Annotated in this window: 12 protein-coding genes and 1 pseudogene; 10 read left to right on the top strand and 3 right to left on the bottom strand. The window is 67.1% G+C overall.

All coding sequences use genetic code 11. The features are described 5' to 3' along the window. Positions 1 to 84 precede the first annotated feature (84 nt). The 3 genes from DPR14_RS12635 (at position 85) to DPR14_RS12625 (ending at position 2,172) form a co-directional block, all read left to right on the top strand. Positions 85 to 390, top strand: a complete 306-nt coding sequence (locus DPR14_RS12635) for a LacI family DNA-binding transcriptional regulator (RefSeq protein WP_158045458.1) — start codon at positions 85 to 87, stop codon at positions 388 to 390. A gap of 86 nt (positions 391 to 476) precedes the next feature. Next, a complete protein-coding gene (locus tag DPR14_RS12630) occupies positions 477 to 1,394 on the top strand; it encodes a sugar kinase (RefSeq protein WP_158045457.1) in 918 nt (305 codons plus the stop codon). A 367-nt stretch (positions 1,395 to 1,761) separates the two neighbouring features. Next, positions 1,762 to 2,172, top strand: a complete 411-nt coding sequence (locus DPR14_RS12625) for a hypothetical protein (protein WP_158045456.1) — start codon at positions 1,762 to 1,764, stop codon at positions 2,170 to 2,172. Positions 2,173 to 2,279: 107 nt separating this feature from the next. Here DPR14_RS12625 and DPR14_RS12620 read toward each other — a convergent pair whose 3' ends face one another. Beyond that, complete coding sequence (locus DPR14_RS12620) at positions 2,280 to 3,449, bottom strand: acyl-CoA dehydrogenase family protein (RefSeq protein WP_158045455.1); 1,170 nt, start codon at positions 3,447 to 3,449, stop codon at positions 2,280 to 2,282. Between the two features lie 231 nt (positions 3,450 to 3,680). On the opposite strand from DPR14_RS12620, the pseudogene DPR14_RS29105 reads away from it, so the two are divergent. From DPR14_RS29105 to DPR14_RS12585, 7 genes and pseudogenes are all read left to right on the top strand, one after another. Next, a pseudogene (locus DPR14_RS29105) lies at positions 3,681 to 5,281 on the top strand (ABC transporter substrate-binding protein). 46 nt (positions 5,282 to 5,327) lie between these two features. Then, positions 5,328 to 6,281, top strand: coding sequence for an ABC transporter permease (locus DPR14_RS12610; RefSeq protein ID WP_158045454.1), 954 nt, complete (start codon positions 5,328 to 5,330; stop codon positions 6,279 to 6,281). 3 nt (positions 6,282 to 6,284) lie between these two features. Further along, the gene (locus tag DPR14_RS12605) at positions 6,285 to 7,172 is read left to right on the top strand and encodes an ABC transporter permease (protein WP_158045453.1); all 888 of its coding nucleotides are present in this window, start codon (positions 6,285 to 6,287) and stop codon (positions 7,170 to 7,172) included. After that, positions 7,169 to 8,221, top strand: a complete 1,053-nt coding sequence (locus DPR14_RS12600; protein WP_158045452.1) for an ABC transporter ATP-binding protein — start codon at positions 7,169 to 7,171, stop codon at positions 8,219 to 8,221. Before DPR14_RS12605 ends, DPR14_RS12600 begins: the two co-directional genes overlap by 4 nt. After that, the gene (locus tag DPR14_RS12595; RefSeq protein ID WP_158045451.1) at positions 8,218 to 9,240 is read left to right on the top strand and encodes an ABC transporter ATP-binding protein; all 1,023 of its coding nucleotides are present in this window, start codon (positions 8,218 to 8,220) and stop codon (positions 9,238 to 9,240) included. The genes DPR14_RS12600 and DPR14_RS12595 overlap by 4 nt, the downstream gene beginning before the upstream one ends. Beyond that, positions 9,237 to 9,956: an aspartate/glutamate racemase family protein gene (locus tag DPR14_RS12590; protein WP_158045450.1), complete on the top strand. Its 720-nt coding sequence runs from the start codon at positions 9,237 to 9,239 to the stop codon at positions 9,954 to 9,956. Before DPR14_RS12595 ends, DPR14_RS12590 begins: the two co-directional genes overlap by 4 nt. Positions 9,957 to 10,061: 105 nt before the next feature. Further along, the gene (locus DPR14_RS12585; protein WP_158045449.1) at positions 10,062 to 10,787 is read left to right on the top strand and encodes a TerC family protein; all 726 of its coding nucleotides are present in this window, start codon (positions 10,062 to 10,064) and stop codon (positions 10,785 to 10,787) included. A gap of 119 nt (positions 10,788 to 10,906) precedes the next feature. Here the strand turns inward: DPR14_RS12585 and DPR14_RS12580 are convergent, their stop codons facing one another. Further along, on the bottom strand, positions 10,907 to 12,367 hold the full coding sequence (locus tag DPR14_RS12580) for a sodium:solute symporter family protein (RefSeq protein WP_158045448.1): 1,461 nt from the start codon (positions 12,365 to 12,367) through the stop codon (positions 10,907 to 10,909). Then, positions 12,367 to 12,600: a hypothetical protein gene (locus DPR14_RS12575; RefSeq protein ID WP_158045447.1), complete on the bottom strand. Its 234-nt coding sequence runs from the start codon at positions 12,598 to 12,600 to the stop codon at positions 12,367 to 12,369. The genes DPR14_RS12580 and DPR14_RS12575 overlap by 1 nt, the downstream gene beginning before the upstream one ends. Between the last annotated feature and the right edge of the window lie 3 nt (positions 12,601 to 12,603).

The following is a 12,603-nucleotide window of genomic DNA, read 5'->3' as shown; positions in this document are numbered from 1 at the left end:
ATCAAGCTTCAAGGCGGTTTTGGATCGATCCAATAACATGGAAGCGACCGGCCGCACCGGGGGGACGGAGGACGGGTCAAGCGAATGCCGGATTCATATGAAATCGCGGGCCGGGGTCGCGTCACCATACTCGACGTGGCATGCCATGCCGGCGTGTCCCGCTCGACCGTCTCCCTTGTGCTGCGCGAAAGTCCGCTGGCCGCCAACATGCGCGCCGCCCGGACCAAGACCGTCGGCCTGCTGGTCTGCGAGATAACCAACCCCTTCTTCGCCGAACTCACCGCCGGGGCGGACCATGTCCTCGACGCCGCCGGCCTGGCGCCCTTCCTCGCCAACACCAACAAGCAGGTGGAGCGCCAGGACCGCGAGCGGCAGGGCGCGGGAAGTTGATGCATTCTTTACCAAACCCTGTCCGGGCGGCTATTGCTGGGAACGGCCCCGGGTGCGGGTGTCACTGGCATGGACGGAGAAAAAGCATGGTTCGGGTCGCCTGCATCGGCGAATGCATGATCGAGTTGTCGGAACGTGCCGACGGTACCCTGTCGCGCAGCTTCGGTGGCGACACCCTCAACACCGCCCTGTACATGGCGCGTCTCGGCGTCGAGGTCGATTACGTCACCGCGCTGGGCGATGACGGGTGGAGCGAGGAGATGGTCACGGCCTGGGCCGAGGAGGGCATCGGAACCGGCCGGGTGGTCTGCATGGCCGGCCGTCTTCCGGGCCTCTACGTCATCCAGACCGACCCGAAGGGGGAGCGGCGGTTCCAGTACTGGCGCGACCGCGCGGCGGCGCGCGACCTGTTCGACCAGCCGGGCACCCCGTCCCTGATCGAGGCGCTGGCCCGCGACTACGGCCTCCTCTACCTCTCCGGCATCACCCTGTCGCTCTATGGCGAGGCCGGGCGCGGGCGCCTGTTCGAGGCGATCGACCGCGCCCGCGCCGGCGGCGCACGCCTGGCCTTCGACACCAATTTCCGCCCCCGCGGCTGGCCGGAGCCCGAGGTGGCGCGTAACGCCTACCGCCAAGTCCTCGACCGTTCCGACATCGTCCTGGCGTCGACCGAGGATCTCGACCTGCTGTATGGCGGGCGCGGCGAGGAATCGCTGCTGGAGGGCGGCAAACCCCCGGAGTTGGCCCTCAAGCTGGCCCACCCCTCGTGCCGGGTGATGACGGGAGACACCGACAGCTTGGTCGATGCGGCACCGGTGGAGAACGTCACCGACACCACCGCGGCCGGCGACAGCTTCGCCGCCGCCTATCTGGCGGCCCGCCTGAAGGGAGCCGACCCGGAAGCGGCGGCGCGGGCTGGCCATAGGCTGGCCGGCGTGGTCGTGCAGCATCGCGGTGCCATCATCCCGCGGGCGGCGATGCCCGCGACCGTGTTCGAAACCTGAAGAACGAAGGACTGACAAGCGTGACCGAAACAGACCTGTCCGCAGCCGCCGACCTCCTGCTCGACGCCCGGCGCACCGGTGCGTGGCTGACGGAACTTCCGGAGTCCGCCCGGCCGAAAAACCTGCAAGAGGCCTACGCGATCCAGGATCTGCTCGTCCAGCGCCGGGGCGGGGCGGCCGGCTGGAAGGTCGGGGCCCCGTCCCCCACGGCCGAACCCGTCCGCGGAGCCCTTGCGGCCGACACCATCCACGACAGCCCCGCCCGGCTTCCCGCCTCGAGCTTCAACGTCATCGGGGCGGAGGCCGAGCTGGTCTACCGCTTCGCATCCCCCCTGCCCGCCCGGACAAGCCTTACGATCTCGAGGAAGTGCTGGCGGCGGTCGGATCGGTCCATGCGGCGATCGAGATCGCCGACACGCGCTACAAGGTGTGGAAGTCGGTGGACCAGTTCAGCCAGATCGCGGACCAGACCAGCCACGGCGTCCTCGTGGTCGGCACCGGCACGACCGGCTGGCGCGGCATCGAGCCGGTCAACCAGCCGGTCACGCTCTGGGTCGGCGACAAGCGGGAATTCGAGACGATCGGCGGCAACTCGGCCGGAGATCCCCGGCGCATGCTGCTGTGGCTCGCCAATGTCGGGTCCCGCAGCCAGGGCGGGATCAAGGCCGGCGACCAAGTCACGTCGGGTTCCACGTGCGGCACCATCTTCGTGAAGGCCCCCTGCCGCCTAACCGCGGAGTTTCCCGGAGTGGGCAAGGCCGTTCTCGAGATCTCCTGAAAACTTCCTGAACCGGAAACTGTCGGCGCACTTCGACGGGCGGGAGCCGCCGACTGCGGTCGTGTAGGCTCAAGGTTGCCGGGGAGGACGCGCGTCCTCCCTCTTCCTCAGTACGATCGCGGCATTCCCAGCACATGCTCGCCGACATAGGCCAGGATCAGGTTGGTCGAGATGGGCGCCACCTGATACAGGCGCGTCTCGCGGAACTTGCGTTCCACGTCGTACTCAGCCGCGAAACCGAAGCCCCCGAAGGTCTGCAGGCAGGCGTTGGCAGCCGCCCAGGAGGCATCGGCCGCCAGCAGCTTCGCCATGTTGGCTTCGGCTCCGCAGGGCTGGCCGGCGTCGTGCAGACGGCAGGCCTTGAAGCGCATCAGGCTCGCCGCCTCCACGTCCACGTAGGCCCGCGCGATCGGGAACTGGATGCCCTGGTTGCGGCCGATCGGCTGGTCGAACACGACCCGTTCCCCCGCATAGGCGGATGCCTTCTCGACGAACCAGTGGCCGTCGCCGATGCACTCCGCCGCGATCAGTGCGCGCTCGGCGTTCAGACCTTCCAGGATGTAGCGGAAGCCCCTGCCCTCCTCGCCGATGCGGTTCTCCGCGGGGATCTCCAGGTCGTCGAAGAAGACGGAATTGGTCTCGTGGTTGACCATGTTGCGGATGGGATGCACGCTCATCCCCTTGCCGGCCGCTTCCGCCAGGTCCACGATGAAGACCGACAGCCCTTCGGACTTCTTCGCCACCTGATCCAGAGGCGTCGTCCGGGCCAGCAGGATCATAAGGTCCGAGTGCTGGAGCCTCGACGTCCACACCTTCTGCCCATTGACCACGTAGCAATCGCCCTTGCGCACCGCCGTCGTCTTGAGCTTGGTGGTGTCCGACCCCGTCGTCGGCTCCGTGACCGCCATGGATTGCAGGCGAAGCTCCCCCGACGCGATGCCCGGCAGGTACTTGCGCCTCTGCTCCGCGCTGCCCGCCCGCAGCAGCGTGGACATGTTGTACATCTGCCCGTGGCAGGCACCGGAGTTGCCGCCGGACCGGTTGATCTCCTCCATGACGATGGACGCTTCGGTCAGCCCGAGGCCTGAGCCCCCGTATTCCTCGGGGATCAGCGCCGCCAGCCAGCCGGCCCGCGTCAAAGCGGTGACGAACTCCTCCGGATATCCCCGCTCCTCGTCGATCCGCCGCCAATAGGCGCCATCGAAGTCCGCGCACAGGCCGCGCACGGCGTCCCTCAGGTCGGAGTGATCCTCACGGCTCGGAATCTCGATCGGCATCGGTGCTCGTTCCTTTGGAGTCTTCGACAAGTCTTCCCTGGATAACATCGGCCGGCCGAATGTGCTGCCGGTCATTTGGGCACCGCAGACATACTGCCGTATTTTTGAGCATGAAACGAAGCGTTGCGAACAGTCGGTCCGACCAACCGCCAAGCGCCGCCTCCCTGGCACCGATCTTGAACAAGCCCTGCGACAAATCGGACCTGAAACGGGGCGGAGGCAATTTTGCGCATGAGCACGATGAAGAGACTGATGGCCGCGGCGGCGGTCGCGACGGCGCTGATGGCGCCCGGATACGCCGATGCCCAAGGCACCCTGAGGATCGGCATGACGCTGGCGGACATTCCGCTGACGACCGGCCAGACCGACCAGGGCGGCGAAGGGCAGCGATTCATGGGCTACACCGTGTATGACGCGCTGGTGAACTGGGACCTGACCTCGGCCGACAAGCCGTCCGATCTCGTCCCCGGCCTCGCGACCGAATGGGCGGTGGACGCCACCGACAAGACCCGGTGGACCTTCAAGCTGCGCGAGGGCGTCAAGTTCCACGACGGCTCCGACTTCACGGCGCAGGCCGTGGTCTGGAACCTGGACAAGCTGCTCGATGACAAGTCTCCGCAGTATGATCCCAAGCAGGCGGCCCAGGGCCGCAGCCGCATCCCTGCGGTCGCCTCCTATCGGGCTGTCGACGAGCATATCCTGGAAGTGACCACCAAGGAGCCCGACGCCTTCCTGCCCTACCAGCTCGCCTGGATCCTGATCTCCAGCCCTGCCCATTGGGAGACGGTCGGGAAGGACTGGGTCAAGTTCGCCGAGAAGCCTTCCGGCACCGGCCCCTGGCAGCTCGTCTCGTGGACGCCGCGCGAGCGCGCCGAGATGCTGCCCTTCAAGGACTACTGGGACAAGACCCGCGTGCCCAAGCTGGACAAGCTGATCCTGGTCCCGGTCCCGGAAGCCGCGACCCGGACCTCGGCTCTCCGCTCCGGCCAGGTGGACTGGATCGAGGCCCCCCCCCCGACGCGATCCCCAGCTTGAAGTCGGCCGGCTTCCAGATCACCTCCAACGGCTATCCCCACAACTGGACCTGGCACCTCAGCCGTGTCGAAGGCTCGCCCTGGAACGACATCCGCATCCGCAAGGCGGCCAACCTGGCAGTGGACCGCGAGGGGCTCAGCGAGTTGCTGGGGGGCATGATGGTGCCGGCCAAGGGCCACGTGCTGCCCGGCAGCCAGTGGTTCGGCAAGCCCGAGTTCGACATCACCTACGACCCGGAAAAGGCCAAGGAACTGCTGGCCGAGGCGGGTTACGGTCCGGACAAGCCGGTCACCGTCAAGGCGCTGATCTCCGCCAGCGGGTCGGGCCAGATGCAGCCGCTCCCCATGAACGAATACATCCAGCAGACGCTGGGCGAAGTCGGCATCAATGTCGAGTTCGAGGTGGTCGAGTGGAACACCATGGTGAACCTGTGGCGCGCCGGCGCCAAGTCCGACCAGGTCAAGGGCGCCCACTCCATCAATTTCAGCTACTTCATCCAGGACCCGTTCACCGGCTTCATCCGGCACCTCGACAGCCGGCTGACCGCTCCGAACGGGACCAACTGGGGCTGGTACAACGACCCGGAAATGGACGCCCTGTTCCTGAAGGCAAAGACCGCCTTCGAGCCGGCGGAACAGGCCAAGGCGCTGCAGCAGGTCCACGAGAAGTTCGTCAACGACGCCCTGTTCCTCTACGTCACCCACGATGTGGCGCCGCGCGCCATGTCGCCCAAGGTGAAGGGCTTCGTCCAGGCGCAGAACTGGTACCAGAACTTCTCCTCCATCACCGTCGAGTAACGGGCCGGGGCGGCGCCGCGCCGCCCGGATCCAGGAAGGCCGCGCCATGATCTCCTACCTGATACGACGGCTGCTCTATTCCGTGCCCATCGCGCTCGGCGTGTCGCTGATGATCTTCCTGCTGGTCCATCTCGCTCCCGGCGACCCGATCAGTGCCATCGCCCCCGCCGACGCGCCGCCGGAAGTGATCGAGCGGCTGCGCGCCGACTACGGCTACGACAAGCCGCTGCCGGTCCAGTTCGCGCTGTGGCTCGGCCGCGCCGTCACCGGAGACCTGGGCAACTCCGTAGCCTCCGGCCAGCCGGTCGCGGCGGAGGTCATGTCCGCCGTGGGCAACACGATCCTGCTCTCCCTCTGCGCGGCCCTCGTCGGGTTCACCCTGGGCGCCGTGCTGGGGTTCGTCGCCGGGTACAACCAGGGGCGCGCGATGGACAAGGCCGCGACCGCCATCGCCGTGGCCGGCATCAGCGTCCCGCACTACTGGCTCGGCATGGTGCTGGTGATCGTCTTCTCGGTCCAGATGAACGCCCTGCCCGCGGTCGGCATGGGCCCCGGCGGCTCGACCGACTGGGCCTGGGACTGGGACCACATGCGGCACCTGATCCTGCCCGCGATCACCTTGGCGGTGATCCCGATCGGCATCGTGATGCGCACCACCCGCTCCGCCGTGGCGGAGGTCCTGAACCAGGAATTCGTCCAGGCGCTCCGCGCCAAGGGCCTGTCCGAACGCCACATCCTGGGCCATGTCATCCGCAACGTGGCCCCCACCGTCCTCGCCGTCATGGGGCTTCAGCTCGGATACCTGCTCGGCGGCTCGATCCTGATCGAGACGGTGTTCTCCTGGCCCGGCACCGGGTTCCTGCTGAACACCGCGATCTTCCGCCGCGACATCCCGATGCTCCAGGGGACCATCCTGGTGCTGGCGCTCTTCTTCGTCTTCCTCAACGTCGTCGTGGACCTGATCCAGACGGCGGTCGACCCCCGCATCAAGAGGGCCTGACACATGGCCGAAACCACCCTGCCGGGATTGGTTCCCGATGTGCCGGTCACGTCCCGCGGCTATTGGAGCACCGTCTTCCGCCGGCTGAGCGGCGACTGGACGACGATCCTCTGCCTCGCCGTCCTGGCCGCCATCATCCTGTCCGCCATCTTCGCGCCCTGGATCGCGCCGGCCGATCCCTACAAGACCAGCGTCATCCGCCGCCTGAAGGACATCGGGACGCCGGGACTCCCGCTCGGCACCGACGAACTGGGCCGCGACATGCTGAGCCGACTGATCCATGGCGGACGGCTGTCGCTCCTGATGGGCATCACCCCCGTGATCAACGCCCTGGTGGTCGGCAGCCTGCTCGGCATCGTCGCCGGCTTCGTCGGCGGCAAGGTCAACATGGTGATCATGCGGACGGTTGACGTGTTCTACGCCTTCCCCTCCGTCCTGCTCGCCATCGCGATCTCGGGGGCGCTCGGCGCCGGGCTGGTCAACAGCATCGTGTCCCTGACCATCGTCTTCATCCCTCCGATCACCCGCGTCGCCGAGAGCGTGACCACCAGCGTACGAAACCTGGACTTCGTGGAGGCCGCGCGCGCCAGCGGCGCCGGCAGCTTCACCATCATCCGCGTCCATGTGCTGGGCAATGTGCTCGGCCCCGTCTTCGTCTTCGCCACCGGGCTGATCAGCGTGTCCATCATCCTCGCCTCCGGCCTCAGCTTCCTAGGGCTGGGCGTCCGCCCGCCCGAACCCGAATGGGGCCTGATGCTGAACACGCTGCGGCAATCGATCTACGTCAATCCCTGGGTCTGCGCCCTGCCCGGCGTGATGATCTTCATCACATCGATCTGCTTCAACCTGATGAGCGACGGCCTGCGCGCCGCCATGGACGTGAAATCATGACCGCGGCGATCTCCGCCCCAGGCAGCGCCCAGCCGCTCCTCCTGGTCAAGGACCTGAAGAAGTACTTCCCGATCCTGGGCGGCGTGCTGAACCGCAAGGTCGCCACCGTGCAGGCGGTGGACGAGATCTCGTTCGAGGTCGCCCGCGGGGAAACCCTGGGCGTCGTGGGCGAGAGCGGCTGCGGCAAGTCGACCACCGCTCGCCTCCTGATGCGCCTGATCGAGCCCGACGCGGGCGACGTCATCTTCGACGGCGAGGGTGTCGGCGAGCAGCACGGGATTTCCGTCCGGGACATGCGGCGGAACATGCAGATGGTCTTCCAGGACAGCTACGCGAGCCTCAACCCGCGCCTGACGATCGAGGAGTCGATCGCCTTCGGCCCCAAGGTCCATGGTGTGCCCGCAAAGGCGGCGCGGGAGCGCGCCCGTGCCCTGCTCGCCAAGGTCGGGCTCGACCCCAACCTGTTCGTCCGCCGTTACCCGCACGAACTGTCGGGCGGCCAGCGTCAGCGCGTGAACATCGCCCGCGCCCTGGCGCTGGAACCCCGCCTGGTCATCTTCGACGAAGCCGTCTCCGCCCTGGACAAGTCGGTCGAGGCGCAGGTCCTGAACCTGCTGAACGACCTGAAGCGTGAGATGAACCTGACCTACATCTTCATCTCCCATGATCTCAACGTGGTCCAGTACATCAGCGACCGGGTGCTGGTCATGTACCTGGGAAAGGCGGTCGAGACCGGCACGGTCGAGTCCATTTACGGCGACCCCCGCCATCCCTACACCCGTGCCTTGCTCTCCTCCATGCCCAGCATGGACCCGGCCCGCCGGACGACCGCGCCGGCCCTGACCGGCGACCCGCCCAATCCGATCAACCCGCCGTCCGGCTGCCGCTTCCGCACCCGCTGCGCCTTCGCGGAGGATGTCTGCGCCCGCACGGAGCCCCACCTGGAAACCATCCGGCCCGCCGAACGCCACGCCGCCGCCTGCCACATGGAAATCGCGGGCTCCGGCCACACGAGGGCCGCCCCCCAGCCGATCGGAGCCGTAGCATGACCGCAGCCCTGCGCCAGGACGCCGCCCCCGGGACGGCGCCAGCCGAAGCACCCCTCGTGTCGGTGGAAGGCCTGACCGTCCGCTTCAGGGGCGGCGACGGGGAGATCAACGCCGTCAACGGCGTGGACTTCACCCTGGAGCGCGGCAAGGTGCTGACCATCCTGGGGGAATCCGGTTCCGGCAAGAGCGTCACGCTGAAGGCCATGATGCGCCTTCACCCGCCGCGGCGGACGCGGTACGGAGGCGGCATCCGCATCGGGGGGCGCGACATCCTGTCCCTCTCCGAGCGCGAACTGGTGCAGGTCCGCGGCTCCGTCGTCAGCATGATCTTCCAGGAACCGATGCTGGCCTTCGACCCGGTCTACACGATCGGCCGCCAGATCGCCGAGACGGTGGTCCGCCACGAGGGCGTATCCTACCGGGACGCCGACAAGCGCGCCCTCGAACTGCTGGAACTGGTCCAGATCCCTTCCGCGGCGCGCCGCCTGAAGGCCTATCCGCACGAGATGTCCGGCGGCATGCGGCAGCGGGCGATGATCGCGCTTGCGCTGTCGTGCCGGCCCGACCTGCTGCTGGCCGACGAGCCGACGACGGCGCTGGACGCCACCGTCCAGATGCAGGTTCTCGTCCTGCTGCGCCAACTCCAGCGCGAGATGGGCATGGCCGTGATCTTCGTGACCCACGACATGGGCGTCGCCGCCGAGATCGCCGACCATGTCGCGGTCATGTATGCCGGCCGCTTCATCGAGACCGGTCCCGTCGGCGACGTGATCGGCCGGCGCCTGCATCCCTATACCGAGGGCCTGCTTGCCTCGACCGTCCACGGCGCGTCGCGCGGCGAGCGCCTGCGGACGATTCCCGGCGCCCCGCCCAACCTCGCCCGCCTGCCTCCCGGCTGCAGCTTCGCGCCGCGCTGCCGCTATGTCGATGCCCGGTGCCGCGAGAGCGACATCCCGCTGTTCCACCCGGCTCCCGACCATACCGCCAGGTGCCTGAGAATCGACCGCGAGAGATCATGAGAGTCCTCGTCATCAATCCGAACACGACCGTCGCCGTCACCGAGAGCATCGTGGCCGAGGCGCGGCGCGTCGCGACCCCGGACATCGAGATCACCGGCGTGTCCGCCCGCTTCGGCTCCCCCTTCATCCAGACACCGGAAGAGTCGGCGACGGCGGCCGAAGCGGTGCTGGAACTGGTCGCGTGCTTGGCCCCGGGATTCGATGCCGTCGTGATCGCGGCGTTCTCCGATCCGGGGTTGGACGCCGCGCGCGACATCTCGCCGGTTCCCGTGGTCGGTATCGCGGAAAGCGCGATGCTCACCGCATTGATGTGCGGCGGCCGGTTCGCGATCGTGACCGTGGGATCGGCCTTGAAGCCGGTCCTGGAGCAGGCGGCCCGCCGGCTGGGTTTCGCCGAGCGGCTCTCGGCGATCCATGCGCTCGACTTGCCCGCCGGCGCGGAGGACGCCGCCAGGAGGGCGGCAACGGTACAGCACGATCATGGCGCCGTCCTGGCTAGCCTGTGCCGCAAGGCAGCCGCGACCGCGGGCGTCCGGTCGATCATTCTCGGCGGCGGGCCCCTTGCTGGCCTGGCCCACCGCATCCGCGACCAGGTTCCCGTCCCGCTGCTCGACGGCACCACCTGCGCCATCAACCATGCCGCCACGCTGGTCCGGCTGGGCATCCGCCACTGGCCGGAGCCCGAACCGAAACCGGAGGTGGCCGAGGCAACCTGACCCGCGGCAAGCCAATTTGCGGCAAGCATGATCCAAAGGGTCGGTCAGGCCGTTATCAGCGGCCACTACCCGCGACTGAAACCCAATAGGGGATGCTTGCCGACGATGGAGTACCTGCTCGCGCTTGCCGCCGATCCGGCGGCCTGGATCGCCCTCGCGACGCTGATCGCGATGGAGGTTGTCCTGGGCATCGATAACCTGATCTTCATTTCGATCTTGACCAACCGCCTGCCGGAAGATCAACGCTCGCGCGGGCGCCGCATCGGCATCAGCCTAGCCCTGGTCCTGCGCCTGGGCCTGCTCGGCACCGTCGCCTTCATCGTCCAGCTGACCGAGCCGATCTTCACGGCCTTCGGCCACGGCTTCTCCTGGCGCGACCTGATCCTGATCGCCGGCGGCCTGTTCCTGGTCTGGAAGGCGACCAAGGAGATCCACCACAACGTCGATCCCGATCCCGGGCCGGACATGTTCGACAAAAAGGGCGGCAGCATCGGCTTCGGGGCTGCGATCGGCCAGATCCTCCTGCTTGACCTCGTCTTCTCCGTCGACAGCATCATCACCGCCGTCGGCATGACCGAGCATATCCCGATCATGGTGATCGCCGTGCTGGTCGCCGTCACCGTCATGCTGGTGGCCGCCGACCCTCTGGCGAACTTCATCGCCAGGAACCCGACGGTCGTCATGCTGGCGCTGGGGTTCCTGCTGATGATCGGCATGACGCTGATCGCCGAAGGCTTCGGCGCCCATGTGCCGAAGGGCTACATCTACGCGGCGATGGCCTTTTCCGCTATGATAGAAAGCCTGAACATACTGGCCCGCCGGGCCCGCTAGAGCAGTGCCCGGCCAGGTTGACCAAGCCGGGACAGCCGGGCCGACGCATCGCGGCGAGTGGAACGGCAGGCTGTATGGAACGGGCGGGCCGGGCGCAGCGGCGCCCGGCCCGCGGATGATCAGGCCTCGACGTAGTCTTCGGCCGCAGCCTCGTCCGGCTGCGTCATCATGCTGATTCCGATGAAGAGGACGACGTTGACGATGAGGCCCAGGATCCCGGCATTGATGTCCAGCGGCGTCGCGGGCTGGACGAGCTGAAAGTAGTAATTGACCACGATGCCGCCGACCAAACCGGCGATCACGCCCGGCGCCGTGCCGCGCCGCCACCATAGGGCGCCGTAGACGGCCGGCGCGAACTGGACAATCGACCCGTACGCGCCGACCAGAAGCTGCACCAGCCCGGCGGCCCCGAAGATGGACAGGTAATAGGCAACCGTCCCGATCGCCACGACCGACAGGCGCATGACCCAGATCTGCGCCCGCTCGGACAGATCGGGCTTGAGAGGCTGGATGATGTCCCGGCCGAAAGACACTGATCCGCCATGGGTAATCGCGTCCGCCGACGACATCGCCGCGGCCAGCGCGCCGGCTCCGATCAGGCCGTACACCAGCCCGCTCGCCCCCAGTTCGCTGGTCACCAGATGGGGCAGGATCGTGTCCGGGCCGGACAGTTCCGACGGATCGACGATGCCCACGGCGGAGAAGCCGATGAACAGGATCGGCACCAGGAAGATCGCGAACAGCGGATAGACCAGCACGGTCTGCTTGATCTTCTTCTCGGTCGTCGTGAAGGATTTGGTGAACAGGTGCGGCCACATGATGAAGCCGATCACCGAGACCAGCAGGATGGTGGTATAGGCCATGGGCGACATCGCCGACCCTTCGCCGCCGATCGTCAGGAAGCCGGGACGGCTCTCGGCGATCCCACGGAACATCGCGCCGATACCGTCGTGGAACTGGTAGACCAGGGTGAACCCGACGACCCAGGCGACAACCAGCATCAGGATCCCCTGCAGCACGTCGCTCCATGCGGCACCCCGCACGCCGCTGGTCGCGACATAGACGATGACGATCCCGTAGGAGATCAGCGCACCGAGCCAGATCGGGATCGCATCTTCAGTCAATACATTGAAGACGTAAGCCATCCCCTTGATTTGCAAAGTGAGATACTGGATGAAGGCCAGCACGGAGATGATCCCCACGAGGACCTGGATGGCCCTCGACCGGTACCGGTCGCCGAGGAAATCGCCCATGGTGTAGAAGTTCTTGCGCTCGCCGATGCGGGCCACCTTAGGCCCGATCAGATACCAGGGCAGCAGGCCGAGGCACGTGTAGGCCAGGATGTAGAAGGACGCCGCCCCCTTGGAATAGGCCCAGCCCGGCCCACCCAGAAAGGCGAAGGCGCTGAACACAGTCCCGCCCATCAGGAACCACATCAGCACGAGCCCGAGGCCGCGGTCGGCGACGGTGTATTCCGACACCGACCAGAAGGACCGGCCCCGGCCCGCCAGCAACCCGATCAGGAAGGCGAAGACGAGATAAACGCCCATCGCCAGCAATGCGATCATCCACCGTTCCATCAGCGGTCGCCCCCCGTGAACTCATAGGCGATGAAGCAGACCAGGCCAATGAATTCGACGCCGATCCAGGCGATGATCCAGAACAGCGAGAACGGCAGTCCCAGGATCATGGGCTCGACGCTGTTGGCGAAGCCATAGACGGGGAAGATCATGACCAGCAGCATGAACAGGGTGAAGATCGCGAAAGGCTTGCTCGCGTCCCGGCGGCTCTCATTCGGCAGTCTCGTCGCCATGGC

It is taken from the genome of Skermanella pratensis, assembly GCF_008843145.1.
Classification (GTDB): Bacteria; Pseudomonadota; Alphaproteobacteria; order Azospirillales; family Azospirillaceae; genus Skermanella; species Skermanella pratensis.
This window is presented reverse-complemented; position numbering and strand designations above follow the sequence as displayed.